Source organism: Brevundimonas sp. AVps5, from assembly GCF_058681515.1.
Genome location: NZ_CM178740.1, coordinates 989,231 through 1,011,565 on the forward strand (window position 1 = coordinate 989,231; position 22,335 = coordinate 1,011,565).

Below are 22,335 nucleotides of genomic sequence, written 5' to 3' on the forward strand. Positions count from 1 at the left end.
AATAATGCCTGACCTGTCCTACGCCCTGAACCTCGCCGCCTCCGAGCTGACGCTCGCGATCGGTGCCCTCGTGCTGCTGCTGCTCGGCGCCTTCATCGGCGAGAAGTCGGCGCGGCTGATCTCGATCCTGTCGGTGGCCCTGCTGGTCGCCGCCTCGGCCGTGGCCGCCACCGGCCCCCTCGGTCAGGCCTTCAACGGGGCCTATGTCGCCGACCCGCTGGCCCTCTACGCCAAGGTTGCGATCTACATCGCCTCGGCCTTCGCCGTCGTTCTCGGCGGCGGCTGGATGCAGCGGATGAAAATCGCCCGCTTCGAGTTCCCGATCCTGATCGTTCTGGCTGCTGTCGGCATGGGGATGATGGTGTCGTCGGGCGACCTTATCTCGCTCTACGTCGGGATCGAGCTGCAATCTCTGGCCCTCTACATCCTCGCCGCCTATCACCGCGACGACCTGAAATCGTCCGAAGCCGGCCTGAAATATTTCGTCCTCGGTGCCCTGTCGTCGGGCCTGCTGCTCTACGGCTCCAGCCTGATCTACGGCTTCGCCGGTTCGATGCGGTTCGAGGATATCGCCGCCTACGCCGCCGCCAATCCGGGGCCCGGCCTGATCTTCGGTCTGGTGTTCCTGATCTGTGGGCTGGCGTTCAAGGTCTCCGCCGCGCCGTTCCACATGTGGACGCCGGACGTCTATGAGGGCGCACCGACGCCGGTCGTGGCCCTGTTCGCCACGGCGCCGAAGATGGCGGCCATGGTCCTGTTCGCCCGCGCCCTGTCTGAAGGCTTCCTCGGCGCCCACGACCAGTGGGCCCAGGTCCTGATCCTGATCGCCCTGGCCAGCTTTGTGGTCGGGGCCTGGGGCGGTCTGGTCCAGAAGGATATCCAGCGCCTGCTGGCCTATTCGTCGATCGCCAACATCGGCTACGCCACCCTCGCTATCGCCGCCGGCACCGAACAGGGCCTGCAGGCCATGATCACCTTCATGACCCTGTACATGATCGACACCATGGGCTTCTTCGCCATCCTGCTGTCGCTGAGCCGGAACGGTCGTCCGATCCGCAAGATCGCCGACCTGGCGGGGCTGAAGAAGGACCGGCCGCTGACAACGCTGGCCATCACCATCCTGTCGCTGTCGGTTCTGGGTATGCCGCCGTTCGCGGGCTTCTGGGGCAAATACTATGTCTTCGGCGCCGCGGCCTCGGCCGGCTACTGGATGGTGGCTGCAGCGGGCCTGGTGGCCTCGGTCGTGGCCGCCTTCTACTATCTGCGCATCATCAAGCTGATGTGGTTCGACCCGGCCCCTGAGGGTACAGCGCCGACCGACAAGGCACCGGTGGAAGCCCAGTGGATCGGCTGGGCCTGCGCGGCCTTCTCCTTCCCGCTGGTCATCGTCGGCCTGACCTGGCTGGAGCCCCTGACCCGTATCGCCGCGACCGGTTTCGGAGCGGGGTAGGGGCGTGAACGCCCGCCCTGTGATCCTCCCCCATCGGGGGAGGGGGACCACGAAGTGGTGGAGGGGATCAACCCCGGACGCCGAGCTCGCGTTGGCCCCCTCCGTCTCTCCGCTCCGCTCCGAGCCACCTCCCCCGACGGGGGAGGATTTATGACGCCGCCCATTCAGGTCCTCGACGAGATCGATTCCACCAACGCCGAGGCCCGCCGGCGGGCTGAGGCCGGCGATGTCGCGAGCCAGTGGATCGTCGCCCGCCGCCAGTCCGCCGGGCGCGGTCGGCGCGGTCGGGAGTGGAACAGCGACACGGGTAATCTGTTCGCCACCCTGCTGACCCTGACGGCCAAGGCCCCGGCCGAGGCGGCTCAGGTGACCTTCGTCGCGGCGCTCGCCGTCGCCGACCTGTTCGACGCCTTCGCCGTTCCGGGCGTGGTGTCGATCAAATGGCCCAATGACGTGATGATCGGGGGCGACAAGGCCTCAGGGATCCTGATTGAATCCGGCGTCCATGCGAACGGCGCCCTGTGGCTGGCCGTCGGCATCGGCGTGAACCTGGCCCATGCGCCGAAGGGGACAGAGCGGCCCGCCACCAGCCTGGCCGCCCATCTGCGTTCGGATATCGCCTATCCGCCGCCGGTCGAGGCCGCCGCCACAGTTCTGGCCGAGGCCTTCGCCGTCTGGCAGGCGCGTTGGGAGCTGTTCGGCTTCCAGCCAGTCCTCGACGCCTGGACCGCGCGCACGAGCGGCCTCGACGGCCCCTGCGTCGCCCGGCTCGGGCATGAGACGGTCGAGGGGATCGCCGAGGGCGTGGCCCCGGACGGCGCGCTGCGCCTGCGTACCGTCGACGGGACGCTCCGCCTCATCTCGGCGGGCGATGTGTTCTTCGGCGCTGACGCTCACGAGAGGGCCGCCTGATGCTGCTCGCTATCGAACAGGGCAACACAAACACGCTGTTCGCGGTCCATGACGGCGAAAGCTGGATCGCCCAGTGGCGCACCGCCACCGAGGCCAGTCGCACGGCCGACGAATACGCCGTCTGGCTGACCCAGCTGCTGGCCATGCGGAAGATAGACCTGGCGTCGCTGAACGGCTGCATCATCTCCAGCGTCGTGCCGCAGTCGATCTTCAACCTGCGCAACCTCGCGCGCCGCTATCTGTCGGTCGAGCCCCTGGTCATCGGCGATAATGTCGAGCTCGGCATTCCCGTGCGGATCAGGAAGCCGAGCGAGGCGGGCGCCGACCGGCTGGTCAACGCCATCGGGGCGCATCTGGTCTATCCGGGCGACCTGATCGTCATCGACAGCGGCACGGCGACGACGTTCGACGTCATCGCCGCAGACGGGGCGTTCGAGGGCGGGGCGATCGCGCCCGGCATCAATCTTTCCCTGCAAGCGCTGCACGAGGCGGCGGCCATGCTGCCGCGCATCGCCATCCAGAAGCCGGACACGGTGATCGGCAAGGACACCGTCTCCAACATGCAGTCCGGCGTCTTCTGGGGCTATGTCGGCCTCATCGAGGGCATGGTCGCACGCATCAAGGCGGAGTGGGGCAAACCCATGACCGTCATCGGAACCGGAGGCGTCGCCTCCCTGTTCGAGGGGGCCACCCCCGCCATCGACCGGTTCGATCCGGACCTGACCATCCGCGGCCTGCTCGAAATCTGGCGCCGCAATACCCATCTGACGGACACATGACAAAAGTAAAACCCAACGACGAACTCGTCTTCCTGCCGCTCGGCGGCTCGGGCGAGGTCGGTATGAACCTGAACTGCTACGGCTACGGCCCCGAAGATGATCGCCAGTGGATGATCGTCGACGTGGGCGTGACCTTCGGCGACCTGTCGACGCCCGGCGTGGACATCATCGTGCCGGACCCGTCCTTCCTCGACGGCGAGAACATCCGTGGCATCGTCCTGACCCACGCCCACGAGGACCATATCGGGGCCCTCCCGTGGCTATGGGAGCGGATGAAGGCCCCGCTGTATGCAACCCCGTTCACCGCCTTCCTGATCCGCGAGAAGCTGCGTGAGCGGGGTCTGAGGGACGTCAAGATCGTCGAGGTGCCGATCGGCGGCCATGTCGATCTCGGCCCGTTCCAGGTCGACTTCGTCACCATGACCCACTCCATCGCCGAGCCGAACGGCCTGAAGATCACCACCCCCCTGGGCACGGTCTTCCACACCGGCGACTGGAAGCTGGATCCCAACCCCGTCATCGGCAAGCCGACCGACATCGCCACGATCACGAAGATGGGCGACGACGGCCTGCTGGCCATGGTCTGCGATTCGACCAACGTCTTCGTCGAGGGTGAGGCCGGGTCGGAAACCGAGGCCCAGGAAGGCCTGATCGAACTGATCGGCAGCCTGAAGAAGGGCCGCATCACGGTCGGCTGTTTCGCTTCCAACGTCGCCCGGATGGTCAGCGTCATCAAGGCGGCCGACAAGGCCGGGCGCCGCGTCGCCCTCGCGGGCCGGTCGATGCACCGCATCACCGCCGCGGCCCGTCACGTCGGCCTGTTCAATGATTCGCAGCGCATCCTGACCGAGGACGAGGCCCGTCACTGGCCGGCGGACGAGATCCTGTATCTGTGCACCGGCAGCCAGGGCGAGGACCGGGCGGCCCTGTCGCGCGTCGCCGACGGCTCGCACCCCTTCATCAAACTGGGGTTGGGCGACCACTGCATCTTCTCGTCGCGGGTCATCCCCGGCAACGAACTGGCCATCGCCAACCTGCAGGACCGGATGGCCGATCGCGGCGTGCGCCTTTACACCGAGAAGGATCACCCCGGCATCCACGTCTCCGGCCACCCCTGCCGCGACGAGATCAAACAGATGTACGCCTGGGCCCGGCCGCGCATCTCGGTCCCGACCCACGGCATGCGTCGTCACCTGATGGAGCACGCCGCCTTCGCCCGCGATCTGGGCGTCGAGGAGACGGTGACGCCGAGGAACGGCGACCTCGTCCGCCTGGCCCCCGGCAAGGCCGTCATCATCGACGAGGTTCCGAACGGCCGCCTCTATGTCGACGGCGGCATGGTCGTCACTGAGAAGGGTGAGGCCCTGCGGGAGCGTCGCCACGCCTCGACCAACGGCGTGCTGGTGGTCAGCTTCGCCATGGACAAGCGCGGCAAGATCGTCTCCGACATCGATGTCCGCGCCATCGGCCTGCCGGGCGACGAGGTCACGCCGCTGGGCGATGCCCTCGACGATCTGGCCGAGCGCGTCGAACAGGTCGTCGGCTCGCTGAAGGGCGAGGCGCGCGATGACGACGATGTGGTCGAACAGGCCGTGGCGCGGGTGCTGAAGAAGGCCAGCCAGCAAATCTGGGATCGCCGTCCGATCGTCGAGACGGTTATCCTCAGGCTGTAGGTCGATGGCGCGCCCTTCGTTCGAACGGGTTCAGGACAGGGCGCGCCGCCTCAAACACCGGATCCGCCATGCCCGCCATCCTCTCACAGGTTGGCGAAAATGGGGGGTGATCGCAGGGCAGGGGCTGGCGGGGATCGTCGCCCTGTTCCTCGCCATCAATCTGGTGCTCAGCCTGTCGACCTTCCGGGGCGAGGACCCGGCGTCGCGCACGGCGCACGAGCTGGCCGTCCTGTGGTTCAGCACCACGGGCGACCGGCCGACCTCGGACGAGGCCTTCCGCATCCTTCACGGCGGGAATCTCGGGGACGACCCGACCGCCGGCCAGATCCGGGCCCATTTCGAGCGGGCGGCTGAGGGAGGCACCTTCCTGCTGGATCAGGTGATGATCGACCGGATCCAGGCCATCAATGGCCGGGTCGACAGTCGCGTCCTGCCGCCCGGCGTCTACGTCGGCGCGCACGCTCTCGGGCCGGACGATGCGCCGCTGGTCTGGGTGACCAAATGGATGGCGCACTATCTGCTGTTCCCCCGCCACGCCTATATCCTGGTGGTGCCGGAGCAGGGTGAGGCGCTGGCCTTCTCCGCCAGCCAGGAAGGCAAGTTCCCGGGCGACACCGATGCGCCCGACCGCCTGTCGGCCCGGCTCACGCCCTATGACGACGCCGCCTACGATTTCCCGAGTTCTGGAGAGGCCCTGCATGAGATGACCATCGTCAGCCGCGATCCGGCCGTCGTGCGTGCCGCACCCGCCACCCTCGACCGGGCCCGGCGCGAGCTGGAGGCGAAGAACGCGGCCTACGGCCTGCTGGCCCCCAACTCCAACACCGTGGTCGGCTGTATCCTCGAGGGCTCCGGGCTAATGTCGGCCGAGGTGCGACGATCCACCCTGCTGGCTCTGCTGGCTCTGCGGGCTCCCGGCATGGGCGCGGCTTGCCCGTGATCGGGCGAGGGCTCATAGCGTCGGCATGATCGGCAGACTGAATCACATCGGCGTCGCCACGCCCTCGATCGAGACCAGCGTCGCCCTTTATCGCGACATGCTCGGTGCCGCGTCGGCCGGAGAGCCGTTCGACCTGCCGGCCCAGGGGGTGCGCGTCTGTTTCATCGACCTGCCCAACGCGCAGATCGAACTGATCGAACCGCTGGGCGACGACAGTCCGATCCACGGCTTCCTGGCCAAAAACCCCAGGGGCGGCCAGCACCATGTCTGTTTCGAGGTCGAGGACATCCTTGTCGCCCGTGACGCCATGCGGGCCAGGGGCGCGACCCTGCTCGGCACGGGCGAACCCCGTATCGGCGCCCACGGCACCCCCATCCTGTTCCTGCATCCGAAGGACATGGGCGGGGTGCTGGTCGAACTGATGGAAACTCCGCCCCATTCTGCTGAAAGCGAAGCCCACTGATGCCCATCGGCCCCCTGACCATGTTCGCCATCTACATCGTCGTCTGGTGGGTGGTTCTGTTCACCGTCCTGCCGCTGGGCACGTCCAGCGAGACGCACGAGCCGCCGACCGACGGCAGCCAGTGGGGCGCGCCGAAGACGCCGAACCTGAAGCGCAAATTCATCACCACTACCTGGGTGTCGTTCCTGCTGTGGCTGTTCGTGCTGTGGCTGGTCTTCGTCGGCTGGATGCCGCTGCCGGATCTGGCGCCGCCGGTTCCCTAGGCGACCGACGGGGTTGCGCGTCGGCGACGGCGCAACATCATCCGCACGATCTCGGATGCGTTCCAGCCCAGAAGCAGGATCAGGAACACCAGCATGACGATGCCGTGGGTCATGCCGATCAACTGCGGACCCTCGCGGTTCAGGATGGCCTTCAGCGCGTCGATGCGCAGATAGACCTCGTTAACCCCGCCACCGATCAGCATGTAGTAGCTCACGATCATGCTGGAGAGATGGACGTGCTTCCAGCCCCCGTGCCGTCGGATCAGTCGGGCAGCCCCCCAGCCCAGGGCGATCAGAACCAGCGTCGCGATTGCCAGCACATGGGGAAAAAAGAAGACGCCCAGTTGATAGACACCCAGCGCGGTGACGTTCAGCACCAACATCGACACCAGATACCACTGGCCGACCAGACGATGCCTGCGCGTGCCCTTGGGCGTGACGAAGATGAAGGCCCCGGCCGCCAGGGCGACAAGGCAGGCGAGGCTGTGAATCCAGCCGAGCGGGACGAGATCCAGAGTCATCAGAGCACGAGCCGGACGGGGATCACGCCGCCGGCGGCGGTGACGGTCACCGCTGCGTCGCTGAAGCTCGGCGGACCCATAACTGCGGGCGCGTCACGGCTGTAGCCCCAGGGCTCGTTCGGTCGGCCCATCATGCCGAAGCCGAGGCGGCCGTTGGAATCCACATCCTGGAAGGCGGCGACGCCCCAGCGCCCGGCCGGAACGTTTTCGAACCGGGCCACGGCCTCACCGTTGCTGACGGTGACCCGGGCGGTTCTGGCGCAGCGCATCAGACCCTCGGCCTCGGAACACAGCTGAACCATGACCGGACCGCCGGGAACGGTTCCGGTCAGGCGGACCTCGACAGTCCCCGCCATGGCGACGGCGGGCAGGGCGACAGCAGCGAGCAGGGTGGCGGCGAAAATGCGGGTCATCGATCTCTCCATGAAGAACTTTGAAAAACAAAGCACACTGCGATCATGGTGTCAAACGCGCCGCCATTGCGTTGCCAAGGTTTGCCCGCACGGGCTAGAGCATGATCGTTTCTGGTGGACCCGCTTCGCGGGTCCGGCATGAAGCGTGAATCAGGCTCTCGCTTCAATCTGGAGCCTGATTCACGGCATCAGCGGAATCGCGAAGCGATTCCTCCTCAGCCGATCAGGCTCTAGACGAGACGACCCCGAACAAGGACCGAACAATGCGCCTGTCGCGCTATTTCCTGCCCACGCTGAAAGAGGCGCCTTCGGACGCCCAGATCGTCTCGCACCAGCTGATGCTGCGGGCCGGGATGATCAAACAGGAGGCCGCCGGCATCTATGCCTGGCTGCCGCTGGGCCTGCGCGTCCTCAACCGTATCGAGCAGATCGTGCGCGAGGAGCAGGAGCGGGCGGGGGCGGTCGAGCTGCTGATGCCGACGCTGCAGCTGGCCGATCTGTGGCGCGAGTCGGGTCGCTACGACGCCTACGGCCCCGAGATGCTGCGCATCACCGACCGGCACGAGCGCGAGCTGCTGTACGGCCCGACCAATGAGGAGATGATCACCGACATCTTCCGGGGCTTCGTTAAGAGCTACAAGGCCCTGCCGCTGAACCTGTTCCACATCCAGTGGAAGTTCCGCGACGAGCGCCGGCCTCGATTCGGCGTGATGCGCGGGCGCGAGTTCCTGATGAAGGACGCCTATTCCTTCGACATCGACGAGGCCTCGGCGCGTCGGGCCTACAACCGGATGTTCGTGGCCTATCTGAACACCTTCGCCCGTATGGGTCTGAAGGCCGTGCCGATGCGCGCCGACACCGGCCCGATCGGCGGCGACCTGAGCCATGAGTTCATCGTCCTGGCCGACACGGGCGAGAGCCAGGTCTTCTGCGACAAGACCCTGGTCGAGATGCCGGCGCCCGGCCCCGACGTCGACTGGAACGATCTGCAGGCCATCGTCGACGGCCGCACCTCGCTCTATGCCGCGACCGAGGAAATGCACGATGCCGCCCAGTTCGAAAGCCAGACGGCGGAGGGCGACCGCCTGACCGCGCGCGGCATCGAGGTCGGCCATATCTTCTATTTCGGCACCAAATATTCGGCCCCGATGAAGGCGAAGGTCGCCGGCCCTGACGGCGTGGATACCGAGGTCCACATGGGCTCCTACGGCGTCGGGGTGTCGCGTCTGCTGGGCGCCATCATCGAGGCCAGCCACGACGACGCCGGCATCATCTGGCCCGACGCGGTGGCCCCATTCGACGTCGTGGTCATCAACCTGCGGGCCAATGATCCGGATGTCTGCCTGGCGTGCGAGGCGGCGGTCGAGGCTCTGGAAGCGGCCGGCAAGTCGGTCCTCTATGACGACACGGACGAGCGCCCGGGCGGCAAGTTCGCCACCGCCGACCTGATCGGCATTCCGTGGCAGCTGGTCATCGGACCCAAGGGCGTGGCCGAGGGCGTGGTCGAGCTGAAGCGCCGGGCCACCGGTGACAAGTCGACCGTGCCTCTGGCCGCCGCGCTGGAGGCCATCGGTTGACGGTCAGCACGACGACCCCGCCGCCCAAACCCGCCGGTGCCTTCTCCGCCTGGGAGATTGGCCTGGCGCTCCGCTACCTCCGGGCAAAGCGCAAGGAGGGCGGGGTCGCGACCATCGCCATCATCTCCTTCATCGGCATCATGCTGGCCGTGGCCGTGCTGATCAGCGTGATGAGCATCATGGCCGGGTTCCGGAACGAGCTTCTGGGCCGGATGCTGAGCTTCAACGGCCATATGTACGTCCAGGGCGAAGTCCTGATCGCCCCGAACCGCGACGCCATCGTCGACCGCCTGCGCGGCGTCGAGGGCGTGATCAGCGTCACCCCCCTGACCGAGTCCCAGGCCATCATCCGCGCCGGCGGCCAGACGACCGGTGCCTTCGTGCGCGGCATCGCTCCGGCTGACCTTGATACCATGTCGTATGTCTCGGCCAGCATGTCGGCCGAGGCCAGGGCCAGCTTCGGCCGCGGCGCCTACGGCGGCGACAACGTCCTGATCGGTCAGGCCCTGGCTGACTCTCTCGGTCTGCGCGTCGGCGATCCGATTGAGATCTATTCGCCCACCGGGGCGGACTCCGCCTTCGGTAACCTCGGCGGGCTGAACAAGACCTACACCGTCGGCGGCACCTATTCGTCGGGCACGGCCGACTACGACCGCGCCTTCATCTTCATGCCGCTGGAACAGGCCCAGCTGTTCTTCGGCAAGGAGGGCGTCTGGGACGTGATCGAGATGAAGGTCAAGGACCCGGATCGCGTCGGCGAATACCTTGCCCCCGTGCGCGAGGCCGCCGGGCCGGGCGGTTTCGTCGTCGACTGGCGCGACAAGCTGGCCGCCTTCTGGGGCGCGCTGAAGGTCGAGCGGGTGGCCATGAGCATCATCCTGGGCCTCGTCGTCGCCATCGCGGCCATGAACATCATCTCCGGCATCGTCATGCTGGTGAAGAACAAGGGCAGGGACATCGCCATCCTGCGGACTATCGGGGCCAGTCCGTCGTCGATCCTGCGGATCTTCTTCATGGCCGGGGCCACCATCGGCGTGGCCGGGACCCTGGCCGGGCTTACGCTGGGCCTGCTGTTCTGCCTGAACATCGGCGCGATCCAGCATTTCCTCGAGGCGATCACCGGGGTCCAGCTGTTCAACGCCGACGTCTATATGCTCGACGCCATCCCGGCCGAGGTCGATCCGGTCGACGTTATGTGGGTCGCCTTCTGGTCCCTTCTGATGAGCTGTTTCGCCAGCCTGCCGCCGTCGTGGAATGCGTCGCGGATCGATCCGGTGGAGGCCCTGCGCTATGAATAGCCCGGTCCTGTCCCTGCGCGGCGTGACCCGCACCTACACCACCGGCACCGGCGACCTGACGGTGCTGAAGGGTGTCGACCTCGACATCTTCCCTGGCGAGCTGGTCGGACTGATCGGGCCGTCAGGTTCCGGCAAGTCGTCCCTGCTGCATGCCGCCGGCCTGCTGGAGCGTCCGACCTCGGGCGAAGTCCGCATCGACGGCGAGGACGTGGGCCAGCTCGACGAACGCGCCCGCACGCGGCTGCGCCTCGGCCGCGTCGGCTTCGTCTACCAGTTCCACCACCTGCTGCCGGAGTTCGACGCGCGCGACAACGTGGCCCTGCCGATGCGGATCGCCGGCTATTCTCTGGATCAGGCCCGCGCCCGCGCCGAGGAGGCCCTGGGCGCGCTCGGACTGTCCGAACGCATCCTGCACCAGCCGGCCCAGATGTCGGGCGGGGAGCAACAGCGTGTCGCCCTGGCTCGCGCCCTGGCCAACAGGCCGCGCCTGTTGCTGGCCGACGAACCGACCGGCAACCTCGATCCCGCAACCAGCCAGACGGTGTTCGAATCGCTGCAAAAACTGGTCAAGGAGACCGGCGTGGCCGCCCTGATCGCCACCCACAATATGGAACTGGCCGGCCATATGGACCGCGTCTTCGCCCTGAAGGACGGCCATCTGGAAGAGCGCCAGGCCGAGAGCCGGGAATACTGACGCAGGCGCAAGGCCACGCTTCACCTGACGGGGTTCACGTCCTAGAACGGCGCCATGAACACCGAAGACGTCCTGAACGAGTTCCGTGCCGCCGGTGCCTTGCGCGAAGGCCATTTCGTGCTGTCGTCCGGCCTGCACAGCCCGGTCTTCCTGCAGAAGAACCTGGTCTTCATGGACGGCGCCCGCTGCGAGCGGCTGTGCAAGGCCCTGGCCGAGAAGATCGTCGCCACCGTCGGGCCGGTCGATGTTGCCATCTCTCCCGCCGTGGGCGGCATCATTCCCGGCTATGAGACCGCGAAACACCTGAATGTCCGCTCTATGTATGTCGAGCGCGAGGGCGGGGCCTTCAAGCTGCGTCGCGGCTTCCATGTCGAGCCGGGGGAGAAGGTCGTCATGGTCGAGGACATCGTCACCACGGGCCTGTCGAGCCGTGAATGTATCGCCGCGATCCAGGAGGCCGGAGGCACGGTGGTCGCTGCCGCCTGTATCGTCGATCGGTCCGGCGGCAAGGCCGATGTCGGGGTGCCGCTGATCGCCCTGGCGTCGCTGGAGGTGCCCGCATACCCCGCCGACGCCCTGCCGCCCGAACTGGCAGCCCTCCCGGTCGAGGACCCGGGTAGCCGGCGGTTGAGCAAGTGAGCCACCCGCCCGTCCGCCTCGGCGTCAATATCGACCATGTCGCAACGGTCCGGAACGCGCGTGGCGGCGTTCATCCTGATCCCGTGCGCGCTGCCAGGGAGGCGATCGGCGCCGGTGCGGACGGCATCACCGCCCACCTGCGCGAGGATCGTCGGCACATCGGCGACGCCGACATCGAGGCCCTGACGGCCCTCTGCAAGACCGCGGGCAAGCCGCTCAATTTCGAGATGGCCGTGACCGACGAGATGCTGGCCATCGCCCTGCGCCATCGTCCCCATGCCGCCTGTCTGGTGCCCGAGCGGCGCGAGGAGGTCACGACCGAGGGCGGGCTGGCCGTGGCCGGTCACGAGGCGACCATGGTGCCCGTGGTTCGGGCTTTAAGCGACGCCGGCATCCGCGTCAGCCTGTTCATCGATCCCTCGGCCGACCAGGTCGAGGCCGCCGCTGCCGTCGGTGCCCAGGTCGTGGAGTTCCATACCGGCCGCTACTGTCACCTGCCGGCCGGAGAGCGCGGCGTGGAGTTCGATCGCCTCGCCGCCGCCTGCGCCCAGGCCGACATGCTCGGGCTTGAGGTTCACGCCGGCCACGGCCTGGACTACGAGACGGCCGCCGAGGTGCTGGCCATCCCGGAGATCCGCGAGCTCAACATCGGCCATTTCCTGATCGGGGAGGCGGTGTTCGTGGGGCTCGAGGCCGCGATCCGGCGCATGCGCGGGGCGATGGAAGCGGCCCGGACCGCAACAGACAAGTGATCATCGGCGTCGGCGCGGACCTGTCGGACATCCGGCGCATCCAGGCGTCGATCGACCGCTTCGGCGACCGCTTCAAGACCCGCTGTTTCACCGAGATCGAACGCACCCGTTCGGAGCGCAAGCCGGACGCTGCCTGGAGCTATGCCAAGCGGTTCGCGGCCAAGGAGGCCTGCGCCAAGGCCCTGGGCACCGGGATGCGTCGCGACGTCTACTGGAAGGACATGGGGGTGGTGAACCTGCGCTCCGGCCAGCCGACCCTGGCCCTGACCGGACCGGCGGCGGAACACCTCAAACGCCTGACGCCGCCCGGCCACACCCCGCATATTCACCTCACCCTTTCCGACGAACACCCCTACGCACTCGCCTTCGTGGTGATCGAAGCCTTGCCCACGGCGTAATCGGCCTATACCGCTGCGCGTATGCGAGCCGCGTTCGGCGGCCGGGGACGAGCTTCACACGATGAGCGACAACAAGCCCGAAGACGGCGAAAAACCTGTGGTCGACGCGGCGGACGGCGAGTCGTCCGCGGTCGTGAGCCATGACGTCTCGCCCGACGATGTCGAGCTGGCCCCCGCCGAGCCCGAAGCGGACGCCGGTGCGGTGACTCCCGAGGCCGAATTCGCCGCCTCCGAAAGCGATCAGCCGGTCGCGCCCGAACCTGAGGCTGAGCCCGATCCCGATCACGCGCCCGAGCCTGAGCCCGAGCCGGAGCCGGAGCCTGCCCCCGTAATCGCCGCCGCGGCGGCCGCAGCGTCACAGCCCATCTGGAGCGACGCCGGCGACGCGCCGTTCGACGACCGCAAGGTCAAGATTCCCGGTGCCGCCAAGGTTCGCGTCAAGGATGACGACGACGGGGGGTCGGCCGCCTCGGAGATGCTGGAGATCGTCAAGACGGTCGTCGTGGCCCTGGCCATCGCCTTCGTCCTGCGTGTTCTGCTGTTCCAGCCCTTCACCATCCCGTCGGCCTCGATGGAGCCCAACCTCTATGAGGGCGACTACATCGTCGTGTCGAAGTGGGCCTACGGCTATTCGAAATTCTCGTCGGGCCTGCCGATCAACCTGCCGCTGGGCGACGACCGGGTGTTCGGCCGCGCGCCGAACCGTGGCGATATCGTCGTGTTCAAGCTGCCGCGCGACGACAAGACGGACTACATCAAGCGCGTGATCGGCCTGCCGGGCGACACGATCCAGATGATCCAGAACACGCTCTACATCAACGGCCAGGCGGTCCAGGACGTCGTCGTCAGCGCCGGCGAGGTCAACGACATCTTCGGCCCGCGTCCGGTGACCGAGGTCCGCGAGACCCTGCCGGGCGGCAAGACCATCACCATCCAGGACTTCGGCCCCGGCGGCGATCTGGACGATACCCCGGTCTACGAGGTTCCGGCCGGCCACTATTTCATGATGGGCGACAACCGCGACAACTCGATCGACAGCCGCGTGGAACAGTCGGCCGGCGTGGGTCTGGTTCCGGATGAGAACCTGGTCGGCAAGGCCGAGATCATCATGTTCTCGTGGGAGCCGGGCGCCTCGCTGTTGAATCCGGTCAGCTGGTTCGCCAACGTCCGGCCCAGCCGCTTCTTCCGCGTCCTCGACTGATGGCGAATGCACGGGCCGAGGCGGTGGCCGCGCTGGTCGACCGCATCGGCCACGCGTTCCGCGACCCCGCCCTTCTGGAGCGGGCCCTGACCCATTCCAGCGTAGGGGAGGGGGCCGACAAGGCCGCCGGCAAGCCCGCGCGCCACAACGAACGGCTGGAGTTCCTCGGCGACCGCGTCCTCGGCCTGCTGGTCGCGCGGCGTCTGCACGAGGACTATCCGTCCGCCGACGAGGGTGAGCTGTCGTCCCGTCTTCATGCCCTGGTCGACAAGCACGCCTGCGGGCGGGTGGGCGACCGTCTCGGCATCGGCGAGGCCCTGCGTCTCTCGCCCGGCGAGACCAGATCGGGCGGCCGCCGCAAGGAAGGGGTCGTCGCCGACGCCGTGGAAGCCCTGCTGGCCGCCGTCTTCCTCGATGCAGGGCTGGACGCCGCCCGGACCGTGTTCGATCACGCCTGGGCCGAGGAACTGGCGACGCCGGCGCCGCGCGCCCTGAACAATCCCAAATCCGCTCTGCAGGAGTGGGCGCAGGGGGCGGGCCGTCCCCTGCCGACCTACCGGGTCGTGGGCCAGACCGGCTCCGACCACGCCCCGACCTTCAAGGTCGAGGTTTCCATCGAGGGCGTCGAACCCTTGACCGCTGCCGGACGTTCCCGTCAGGACGCGGAGAAAGCGGCCGCCATGGCCATGCTCCAACGTGAAGGCGTGATTTGACCGATACCAACCCCCAGCAGCACCGCGCAGGCTTTGCCGCCATCATCGGCGCGCCGAACGCCGGCAAGTCGACGCTGGTGAACCGGCTGACGGGGTCCAAGGTCTCCATCGTCACCCAGAAGGTCCAGACCACCCGCTTCCCCGTGCGCGGCATCGCCATCGAGGGCGACGCCCAGATCGTGCTCGTCGACACGCCCGGCATCTTCACCCCGCGCCGACGGCTGGACCGGGCCATGGTCGCTTCCGCCTGGGGCGGGGCCCAGGACGCCGACGTCGTCGTCCACCTGATCGACGCGGCCTCCCACATCGCTTCGGAAGGCAAGGACGGCACCGGTGCCGATCGCAAGTCGGCCGAGGACACCGAGACCATCATCGCCAACCTGACGTCCACCGGGACCAAGGTCATTCTGGTGCTCAACAAGATCGACGGCATGCGCCGCGACACCCTGTTGGCCCTGTCGCACAGCCTGTTCGAAACCGGCGTCTATTCCGAGGTCTATATGATCTCGGCCCTGAGCGGCGACGGCGTCGACGATCTGAAACAGCGGCTCGCCCTCGGAATGCCTCTGGGCCACTGGCTCTATCCCGAAGATCAGTCCGCCGATGTGCCGATCCGCGTCCTGGCGGCCGAGATCACGCGTGAAAAGGTCTATCTGCGCGTCCACGAGGAACTGCCCTATTCGGCGGCCGTGGAGACCACTGCCTTCGACGAGAAGGCCGACGGCTCGGCCCGGATCGAACAGACCATCTATGTCGAGCGCGAAAGCCAGCGGCCGATCATCCTCGGCAAGGGCGGCCAGACCCTGAAATGGATCGGCCAGAAGTCGCGTGAGGAGCTGACGGAACTGCTGGACCGTCCGGTCCACCTGTTCATCACCGTCAAGGTCGATCCGAAGTGGCAGGACAGCCGCGCGCTGTATGCGCAGTTCGGCCTGGACTTCAACGCCTAGGGTTTCCGCCCTCTGTCATCCTCGGGGCGCGTCGCGAACCCGGGACTCCGGCCCGTTGCAACCCCAGCAATGCGTCCGTGACGGGCTGATCCCAACAACCAGGGCTGCGCAGAGCGGACGGCCGACAGGTCTGGGAGGGGTGGTTTTCTGACATTACCGCACCCGGTCTAAAGACCCTGGACTGACCGCACCCAGCCGTCTCACCACCTCGGCCCGGTCCGCCGCTGACAGGTCCATGCGCGAGGCTTCGGTGTATTTCTCGCGGGTCTGATCGCGCCGTCTCTCGGGTTGAAACCCACGGCCCCACGAGGGATGCAACCAAGGAGACCGGTGGCGCGGAAACGAAAACGGCGGCCCCCGCAGGAGCCGCCGCTATCTGGCTTACGAAGGAGCGATCACTCGTCCTCGTCGTCCTCGTATTCCTCGTCTTCCTCGTCGTCCTCGTATTCTTCGTCTTCCTCGTATTCTTCGTCGTCCTCGTATTCTTCGTCGTCCTCGTATTCCTCGTCGTCCTCGTAGTCTTCGTCGTCCTCGTATTCCTCGTCTTCGTCCTCGTATTCCTCGTCTTCGTCTTCGTCTTCCTCGTCTTCGTCTTCGTCTTCCTCGTCGTCTTCCTCTTCCTCGTCAAAGTCATCGTCCTCGACGGTGAGGTTGCTCAGTCGGCAGAGATCGACGTTGAACACCTCTTCGGTGTCGCCGTCGTCATACACGGCCTGCACGTCGTATTCGCAGTCTTCCAGGTCGTCCTCGACCGAGATGTCGGCGGTCTCGCCCGGGTCAATCGACTCGCCGTCCAGAATGTCTTCATCCCAGGTCTCGTTCGACGATTCACCGACCATCAGCTCGACCAGGGTGGCGTCACTGTTGTTGGTCAGAGAGAAGGCCATGTCCTGGGCGACCGAGCTGGTGCCGAACAGGATGGCGACCACCGAGGCCGCCGCAAACAGTCTGGTTTTCTTCATCCTATAGTCCCCCGTGGCGGCAGAACGCCGAGCTGAAAAGCAGTGATTGGTCAGGTTGGCCCGACGTGTCCCGGTGACGTTGCCCGCACGCCCTCGCGATCGTTCCTGACGCCTTACTCCGGCTCGGCCGGATCACTGTCGTAGGTTACCTGGCTCCGCCGGATACCGGTCTCACCCTCGTCAGCCTCGGCCTGGGGTTCATCCGCAGACGGCGCTTCGTCCGTTGCGGGTTCGGCCGTTTCCTCCTCAGTCGCGGCTTGGTCCGTAAAGTCACTTGCAGGCGCGTTGCGGAGCGAGCCGCCCGGGGATAGTGCACCACTGTCTCTCAGCGAGCCGCCCGTGGATGATCCACCAGTGAGGCTCCCTGCGCCAAGAGAGCGGCCTGTCAATGTGCCTGTCTGGGCGTAAGCCGACCCGCCGAGTGCCATGACCGTGACAGCGACCGTGAGGCTCAAGGCAACCCGTGAGGATTTCGGCAAACGCGAGGTCATAAGTCCGCTCTTTCCTGAAAGCGCCATAGAGGTCTGACCCGTCGAGGCGTCGCTTGGTTAGGTCACACTGATTGCCCGCAAAGTGCGCGTCAAGGTGATCGGCCTGACGGGACCTGTCAGCCCGCTGTCGGCCGGGCGTACAGAATGACCGCATGGGTCGAACCACGACATCGGCACCAGGCCGAAAACCAGACATTCACTGCCAGGCCCAAGAGCAGACCTTCCGCAGGTCTCTTTCGGGTGGAGGCTGTGTAAAAACTCACTGCACCGAAAAACTCGGGCAAGGTCCTTCGGCGTGACCGCCACTCTGGATAAAAATTTTCCAGTCAACGAGGCCTTCCTGCCTCTAATTGGGATAGAATTACATGTAATTTCAGCGTCGTGGGGTTTTTACACAGCCTCGGTGGACATCAGACATCGGTGAGGCTGACGTCCAGAGCCTGACGCCAGGCCGCCCCCTTGCCCTCGCACTACTTCGGCCCGGCCCGACGCCCGCCCTTTTCCCGGACGGAGAGGAACAGCGCCGAGGGGGCGACTGCATGGGCGGTCGCTGTTGCCTGATTTCAATCGGGGCAGGGTCGCTTGAGTGGGTGCCGCCTCAGTCCGGCTCGCCCGCCTCGTCGTCGAGATCAGGGTCATACCCTTCGTCGAGATCAGAGTCATAGGTCGCCCGGCTCCGCCGGATCCCGGTCGTGCCCGCGTCTGTCGCGGGTTGGCCCGCGGCTGCGTTACCGGGCACGTTGCGGGGCGCGTCGCAGCCGTCCGGCAAGCCTAGCAAGTAGCAGCTGGGCTGCGTTGGGGGGCGGCGACCGCCGGAGCCGCCGCGGTTGCTCCTTTCCGCACGCGATTCGGCATCCCACGAGGCCAGCAGGGCGGAAACGGCAAGGTCGCCGTCACTGCCACGCCTCAGATATTCACCTTCGGCATCGGGACCGGCGATAAGGGACCGATGCGCCAAAGCAAGGGCAAAATACTTTTCCGATTCCTCCCCCCCTATGGATACGAAAACCGGGCCGATCCCTGTTCGGATAAAGCGTTGCAGATCACCCCTGATGCGCTGTTGCGCGGCCTCTCCGCTCAAGCCAGCAGCCTCGGCTGCTCTCACAGCCCCAAGGATTACGTCATAAAATTGTCTCCTGAACATCAGCTCCCTATTTGCGGCTGCTTCCACGGACAGCCGCTCGCGCCCGTCGTCTGAATTCTGACGATGAGGCTCAATGACAGGCAGTGCGGAGGCCGCCACTGTCCCCGCCATGGCCGCCATCGCGATCACGGCAGCGCTGACCAGACCGATGTTCCGCATCCCAGGCTCCTGCAAAGTTGACCAACGATACACGGCGCAAGCGCAGAAGATAGCCACAGGGGGTCTGTTTCGCCGTGGAGTCTGGCCCCCTTGACGGCGCGTTTCGCGGGTCACAGGGGCCCGTCAGTCCCGGCACAGCGCGCCGGCGGTGCCGGGGTCGGGGGGCGGACCGTCAGGGTTCCGGATCTTTCAGGCCTTGCAGCGAGCCGCGCGGGAGCGGATGCCGGCGACCTGGCCGCCGGTGCCGGCACCGAGGATCAGGAGTTTGGTCCACTGGGTCCGGGACAGGCGACCCTGGACGTTTGAGGTCAGGGTTGGGCCGCCGTCGCCTGAGCGATCAGGGCCTCGAACTCGGGCGTGGATTGCAGGATGGCTCGAACCTCGGCGCTAGGGCGCTGGGTGACGCCGTCGCCGATCAGGACGACCACGACATCGCCGACGACCGGGGTCCAGCCCACGTCGCACAACGGCTGGGTATTCCAGTCGACCACGACCGGAGTCTCGACGAGTTCCTCGCCCTTGGCGACCAGGATGGAGTCCAGGGTCGCCTTGCCGAACGCCTCGCAGCTCCGGCTGCCCGGCATGCCGTCCTGGATACCGGCGCGACGCAGGTCGCGCTCGCAGGGCGCTGACGGCAGCCGCTCGGTTTCGGTGACACGCGCCACGAAGACCGCCCTGGCCCGCTCGATCTCGGAGGCACCATGCGGCATCATGGGCATGCAGGCCCAGGCGGGGGCGGCGGCGAACAGGGTCGCGGCGGCTGTCATGGTCGTCAGGACGCGGTTCATGGCCTTCTTCCCTCGCGGATCGGAGGTCCATGAACGCCATCCGGCGCCGGGCCGCAAAGCATTTTGTCTGACGAAAGCCGCCATGAGGTCACGCCCTGGAAAGCAAGGGTCGCCTGAACGCGGTTCGGCGTCAAACCCCAAGGCGTGCCTCTTTCCTCAGAGGCCACAGGCAGGCCATCGCCTGATCGCGTCTGTCCTCAAGGCCGTTGGCGGGTGCCCGAAAGCAGAGGTTGCCGACGGCTCCAATGGGTCGGTTTGCGAAATCGGAGCCTTGCCCCGGCGCGGACATCGCCACCCTTGCAGGTTCCTCCGGCATGTCAGGTGAGGGCGACCAATCTCGTCCGCCATCCACGCCGTACCGCCACGCCGGCGGCCTCTGATGAAATTGGAGGATGACGCAAACGGGATCGGCCGATGGGGTGACGAATCCTCCGGACCCGTTACCAAGCCCCGATGTTTGACGTTCCGCGTACCGCCGGGAACCATCCCCGGCTCTTCCTCGGCCTGATCGCCGCCGTCGTCCTGATCGGCGGCGCGGGTCTCGCCGCCGTCCTGACCTCACAGCCTCAGCCGGTGGCCTCGTCGCGTCTCGCGCCCCTGCCGCCACGCCCGCCGCTCGAGGTCGTGGAGGCCCTGCCGCAGCTGACCGCCCGCCTGCAGCGCGAAGCCGGGGCCGGCCGGTTCATGGGGGCGGTCCTGGTCGCGCGCGGCGACGAGATCCTGTTCCGCCAGGCCTATGGGACCGCCGATGTCGCCACCGGCGCGCCGCTGCGGATCGGCTCGCGCTTTCGCCTCGCCTCGATCTCCAAACAGTTCACGGCCGCCGCCATTCTCAAGCTGCAGGACGAGGGGAGGCTGACCGTCGACGACCCGGTCTGCCAGTGGATCCAGCCCTGCCCGGCCGCCTGGGGGCCGCTGACGATCCACCACCTGATCTCCCACACCTCGGGCATTCCGGACCTGATGGCCCGGCCCGGCTGGGGGACTCGCCGCGTCACCCCCGCGACGCTCGATGAGCTGACGGAAGACTCGAAACTGTTCCGCCTGTCGTTCGAGCCGGGAACGGACCTCCGATACAACAACGCCGGTTTCAACCTGGCCGCCGCCATCGTCGAGACGGCCAGTGGCATGGCCTTCTCCGACTATCTGAAGACCGCCTTCTTCCACCGGTTGGGGATGGCTGACACCGGCTTCGAAGGCGAAGGCGACCACGGCATCGTCACCGGCCATGCCAACTTTCCCGAAGGTCTGACGGCGCAGCGTCAGCCCAATGTGTCGATCGTCGCCGGCGCGGGAGCCCTGTATTCGACGCTCGATGACATGCTGGTGTGGGAACGGGCGCTGCACGGCGGACATGTCCTGAGCCCGTCCAGCTATGCCCGGATGACCATGGACCATTCGCCGCCGGAGCAGCCGAAGATTCGGGACGGCCGCCGCCGCCGCGACTGGGGCTACGGCCTGATGGCCAACCGGCTGGGCGAGCGGGTGGTGCCGGCGTTCCAGGACTGGGAAATCTACCACACCGGCAGTTGGTCAGGATTCCGCAACCTGGCGGCCTGGCAGCCGGACGCGAAGGTCGCGGTCATCGTCCTGTCGAACAACTATCACCAGCAGGAAGAGGTGCTGCTGATCTCGCAGCAGGCCATGGCCGAGGCCCTGGGGCACCCGTTCCCGACGGGTCTCGCCGACTAACGCAGGACCGGAAAGACCGCCCGAACGCGCGCGTCTCTGAGCCAGAGCCCGCCCCACATGACCAGACCCAGGTAAACGCTGAACAGGGTGAAGCCGAACAGCGGGTTGTCGACCCGCAGGTTCGTGGCCAGCGCCCCGCCGAGGTAGCCCATCATCAACACGGCACCGAACACGGCCGTACGAGGGATCAGATAGAGCACCAGACAGGTCAGTTCGATGATCCCCAGCAACAGCGTCTTGTCCGGTGTCCACCCGGACCGGCCCATGTTCGCCGCGACCATGTCGGGCATGAAGAATTTCGGGTAGATCGACGCTCCCAGCATGAACACAGCGAACAGGCCGGTCAGGACGCGACCGGACCAGACCATGGGCGAGGCCGTCATCGTTCAAACTCCTCGAGCGGCATCGGCACCCGCGAAATGAGCCATCTGGTCAGCGTGGGCCTTTTCGAAAGACGGTCGCGCGGTGATCCGGGTCACATAGGCCTCGGTCGCGGGTCGGTCCCCGAACGCGCGGACGTCCGGGACGCGCAGGACGTCCGCCATGAGCAGGTCGGCGGCCGTGAACCGTCCGGCCGCCAGCCACTCCCGGTCCTTCAGAACCGTCTCGAGGTGGCCGAGACGCTTGCTCAGCCAGTCCGTCAGTCCGGTCTCTGCGGCTCCCGTGATTTTCAGGAACCACCAGGGCAGGCTGACCATCTCGACGGAGTTGAGCGCGGCGAAGATCCATTGGACTGTCGCCGCTTCTCCCGCCGCATCGCGCGGCATGAGGGCGTCGCTTTTTTTCGCCAGATGCAGCAGTCCGGCTCCGCTCTCGAACACCTCCAGTTCACCGTCGCTCAGGAACGGGATCTGGCCGAACGGCTGGTGAGCCAGGTGTTCGGGCCCTCGGCCGTCGAAAGGCACGGTTCCCGTCGCATAGGAGAACCCGGCCTCCTCGCACGCCCACCTCAGTCTGAGATCGCGCACGAAGCCTCGCGGCATCGCTGGAACCCAGTCATAGGTCCAGATCGTCAGGCCGCTCATGCCCCGGGTTTCCAGCCTTCAGCAGGCATGACATTGACCATCCAGGGAATACCGAACCGATCCGTCAAACTGCCGTAGCCGGGCGACCAGAAGGTTTCGCCGAAGGCCATCCCGACCTTGCCACCCTCAGCGAGGGCGTCGAACACCCGACGCCCCTCGGGCGCGTCCGCGATGTGGATCGTGACGTCGAAACCGTTCTTGGGCTTGTCGATGTTGGGCGCGAATTCGGGCGGCAAGTCCGCGCCCATGATCGCCTGATCACCGACGTCCAGCCAGCAATGCATCAGCCAGTCCTTGTACTGGGGCGCGATCGGCATGTCGGGCGGGCCATCGCCGAAAGGCATGGCGGCGCTGATCTTGCCACCCAGCACTCTGGCGTAGAAGTCGAAGGCTTCACGACAATTTCCCTGAAAGCTCAGGCTCGTCACGATCTTCATG

Annotated in this window: 25 protein-coding genes; 17 read left to right on the forward strand and 8 right to left on the reverse strand. The window is 66.7% G+C overall.

Going from position 1 to position 22,335, the window contains the following annotated elements; all coding sequences use genetic code 11:
• The first annotated feature begins 4 nt into the window (after positions 1 to 4).
• From nuoN to ACW18A_RS04985, 7 genes are all read left to right on the forward strand, one after another.
• Positions 5 to 1,450, forward strand: coding sequence for an NADH-quinone oxidoreductase subunit NuoN (gene nuoN / locus ACW18A_RS04955; RefSeq protein WP_492023693.1), 1,446 nt, complete (start codon positions 5 to 7; stop codon positions 1,448 to 1,450).
• A gap of 150 nt (positions 1,451 to 1,600) precedes the next feature.
• Positions 1,601 to 2,362 carry a biotin--[acetyl-CoA-carboxylase] ligase gene (locus ACW18A_RS04960; protein ID WP_492023694.1) on the forward strand — a complete coding sequence of 254 codons (762 nt, stop codon included), beginning with the start codon at positions 1,601 to 1,603 and terminating at the stop codon, positions 2,360 to 2,362.
• Positions 2,359 to 3,141, forward strand: a complete 783-nt coding sequence (locus ACW18A_RS04965) for a type III pantothenate kinase (protein WP_492024335.1) — start codon at positions 2,359 to 2,361, stop codon at positions 3,139 to 3,141. Before ACW18A_RS04960 ends, ACW18A_RS04965 begins: the two co-directional genes overlap by 4 nt.
• Positions 3,138 to 4,814 (forward strand): ribonuclease J, encoded by a 1,677-nt coding sequence (locus ACW18A_RS04970; protein WP_492023695.1) that lies wholly within the window; start codon positions 3,138 to 3,140, stop codon positions 4,812 to 4,814. Before ACW18A_RS04965 ends, ACW18A_RS04970 begins: the two co-directional genes overlap by 4 nt.
• Positions 4,815 to 4,818: 4 nt before the next feature.
• Positions 4,819 to 5,754 (forward strand): hypothetical protein, encoded by a 936-nt coding sequence (locus ACW18A_RS04975; protein WP_492023696.1) that lies wholly within the window; start codon positions 4,819 to 4,821, stop codon positions 5,752 to 5,754.
• 25 nt (positions 5,755 to 5,779) lie between these two features.
• Positions 5,780 to 6,217, forward strand: coding sequence for a methylmalonyl-CoA epimerase (mce, locus tag ACW18A_RS04980; RefSeq protein WP_492023697.1), 438 nt, complete (start codon positions 5,780 to 5,782; stop codon positions 6,215 to 6,217).
• Positions 6,217 to 6,480 carry a DUF1467 family protein gene (locus ACW18A_RS04985; RefSeq protein ID WP_492023698.1) on the forward strand — a complete coding sequence of 88 codons (264 nt, stop codon included), beginning with the start codon at positions 6,217 to 6,219 and terminating at the stop codon, positions 6,478 to 6,480. The genes mce and ACW18A_RS04985 overlap by 1 nt, the downstream gene beginning before the upstream one ends.
• Here the strand turns inward: ACW18A_RS04985 and ACW18A_RS04990 are convergent.
• Complete coding sequence (locus ACW18A_RS04990) at positions 6,477 to 7,001, reverse strand: DUF2306 domain-containing protein (protein WP_492023699.1); 525 nt, start codon at positions 6,999 to 7,001, stop codon at positions 6,477 to 6,479. The two genes, ACW18A_RS04985 and ACW18A_RS04990, sit on opposite strands and share 4 nt — an antisense overlap.
• On the reverse strand, positions 7,001 to 7,414 hold the full coding sequence (locus ACW18A_RS04995; protein WP_492023700.1) for a DUF2141 domain-containing protein: 414 nt from the start codon (positions 7,412 to 7,414) through the stop codon (positions 7,001 to 7,003). Before ACW18A_RS04995 ends, ACW18A_RS04990 begins: the two co-directional genes overlap by 1 nt.
• Before the next feature lie 263 nt (positions 7,415 to 7,677).
• Here ACW18A_RS04995 and proS point away from each other — a divergent pair, with 263 nt between their 5' ends.
• The 9 genes from proS (at position 7,678) to era (ending at position 15,636) form a co-directional block, all read left to right on the forward strand.
• Positions 7,678 to 8,991, forward strand: coding sequence for a proline--tRNA ligase (proS, locus tag ACW18A_RS05000; protein ID WP_492023701.1), 1,314 nt, complete (start codon positions 7,678 to 7,680; stop codon positions 8,989 to 8,991).
• Entirely contained in the window at positions 8,988 to 10,289 is a 1,302-nt protein-coding gene (locus tag ACW18A_RS05005) for a lipoprotein-releasing ABC transporter permease subunit (RefSeq protein WP_492023702.1), read from the forward strand. The genes proS and ACW18A_RS05005 overlap by 4 nt, the downstream gene beginning before the upstream one ends.
• Positions 10,282 to 10,983 (forward strand): ABC transporter ATP-binding protein, encoded by a 702-nt coding sequence (locus tag ACW18A_RS05010; protein ID WP_492023703.1) that lies wholly within the window; start codon positions 10,282 to 10,284, stop codon positions 10,981 to 10,983. Before ACW18A_RS05005 ends, ACW18A_RS05010 begins: the two co-directional genes overlap by 8 nt.
• A gap of 54 nt (positions 10,984 to 11,037) precedes the next feature.
• Entirely contained in the window at positions 11,038 to 11,622 is a 585-nt protein-coding gene (gene pyrE / locus ACW18A_RS05015) for an orotate phosphoribosyltransferase (protein ID WP_492023704.1), read from the forward strand.
• Positions 11,619 to 12,374 (forward strand): pyridoxine 5'-phosphate synthase, encoded by a 756-nt coding sequence (locus ACW18A_RS05020; protein WP_492023705.1) that lies wholly within the window; start codon positions 11,619 to 11,621, stop codon positions 12,372 to 12,374. The genes pyrE and ACW18A_RS05020 overlap by 4 nt, the downstream gene beginning before the upstream one ends.
• On the forward strand, positions 12,371 to 12,772 hold the full coding sequence (gene acpS, locus ACW18A_RS05025; RefSeq protein WP_492023706.1) for a holo-ACP synthase: 402 nt from the start codon (positions 12,371 to 12,373) through the stop codon (positions 12,770 to 12,772). Before ACW18A_RS05020 ends, acpS begins: the two co-directional genes overlap by 4 nt.
• Before the next feature lie 475 nt (positions 12,773 to 13,247).
• On the forward strand, positions 13,248 to 13,973 hold the full coding sequence (gene lepB / locus ACW18A_RS05030; protein WP_492024336.1) for a signal peptidase I: 726 nt from the start codon (positions 13,248 to 13,250) through the stop codon (positions 13,971 to 13,973).
• The gene (rnc, locus tag ACW18A_RS05035) at positions 13,973 to 14,686 is read left to right on the forward strand and encodes a ribonuclease III (protein WP_492023707.1); all 714 of its coding nucleotides are present in this window, start codon (positions 13,973 to 13,975) and stop codon (positions 14,684 to 14,686) included. The genes lepB and rnc overlap by 1 nt, the downstream gene beginning before the upstream one ends.
• A complete protein-coding gene (era, locus tag ACW18A_RS05040; RefSeq protein WP_492023708.1) occupies positions 14,683 to 15,636 on the forward strand; it encodes a GTPase Era in 954 nt (317 codons plus the stop codon). The genes rnc and era overlap by 4 nt, the downstream gene beginning before the upstream one ends.
• Before the next feature lie 395 nt (positions 15,637 to 16,031).
• On the opposite strand, the gene ACW18A_RS05045 is transcribed toward era, so the two are convergent.
• The 3 genes from ACW18A_RS05045 to ACW18A_RS05055 all read right to left on the reverse strand — a co-directional run bounded on the left by ACW18A_RS05045 (position 16,032) and on the right by ACW18A_RS05055 (position 19,180).
• Entirely contained in the window at positions 16,032 to 16,598 is a 567-nt protein-coding gene (locus ACW18A_RS05045) for a hypothetical protein (RefSeq protein ID WP_492023709.1), read from the reverse strand.
• Positions 16,599 to 17,687: 1,089 nt separating this feature from the next.
• The gene (locus ACW18A_RS05050; RefSeq protein ID WP_492023710.1) at positions 17,688 to 18,392 is read right to left on the reverse strand and encodes a hypothetical protein; all 705 of its coding nucleotides are present in this window, start codon (positions 18,390 to 18,392) and stop codon (positions 17,688 to 17,690) included.
• Positions 18,393 to 18,700: 308 nt separating this feature from the next.
• Positions 18,701 to 19,180 (reverse strand): hypothetical protein, encoded by a 480-nt coding sequence (locus ACW18A_RS05055; RefSeq protein WP_492023711.1) that lies wholly within the window; start codon positions 19,178 to 19,180, stop codon positions 18,701 to 18,703.
• Positions 19,181 to 19,633: 453 nt separating this feature from the next.
• Here ACW18A_RS05055 and ACW18A_RS05060 point away from each other — a divergent pair, with 453 nt between their 5' ends.
• Positions 19,634 to 20,872 (forward strand): serine hydrolase domain-containing protein, encoded by a 1,239-nt coding sequence (locus ACW18A_RS05060; RefSeq protein WP_492023712.1) that lies wholly within the window; start codon positions 19,634 to 19,636, stop codon positions 20,870 to 20,872.
• Here ACW18A_RS05060 and ACW18A_RS05065 read toward each other — a convergent pair.
• The 3 genes from ACW18A_RS05065 to ACW18A_RS05075 are packed head-to-tail and all read right to left on the reverse strand — an operon-like array spanning position 20,869 to position 22,334.
• Positions 20,869 to 21,255, reverse strand: coding sequence for a DoxX family protein (locus tag ACW18A_RS05065; RefSeq protein WP_492023713.1), 387 nt, complete (start codon positions 21,253 to 21,255; stop codon positions 20,869 to 20,871). The genes ACW18A_RS05060 and ACW18A_RS05065 overlap by 4 nt on opposite strands.
• Positions 21,256 to 21,258: 3 nt before the next feature.
• Complete coding sequence (locus tag ACW18A_RS05070) at positions 21,259 to 21,897, reverse strand: glutathione S-transferase family protein (RefSeq protein ID WP_492023714.1); 639 nt, start codon at positions 21,895 to 21,897, stop codon at positions 21,259 to 21,261.
• Positions 21,894 to 22,334, reverse strand: a complete 441-nt coding sequence (locus ACW18A_RS05075; protein ID WP_492023715.1) for a VOC family protein — start codon at positions 22,332 to 22,334, stop codon at positions 21,894 to 21,896. Before ACW18A_RS05075 ends, ACW18A_RS05070 begins: the two co-directional genes overlap by 4 nt.
• Position 22,335 lies beyond the last annotated feature (1 nt).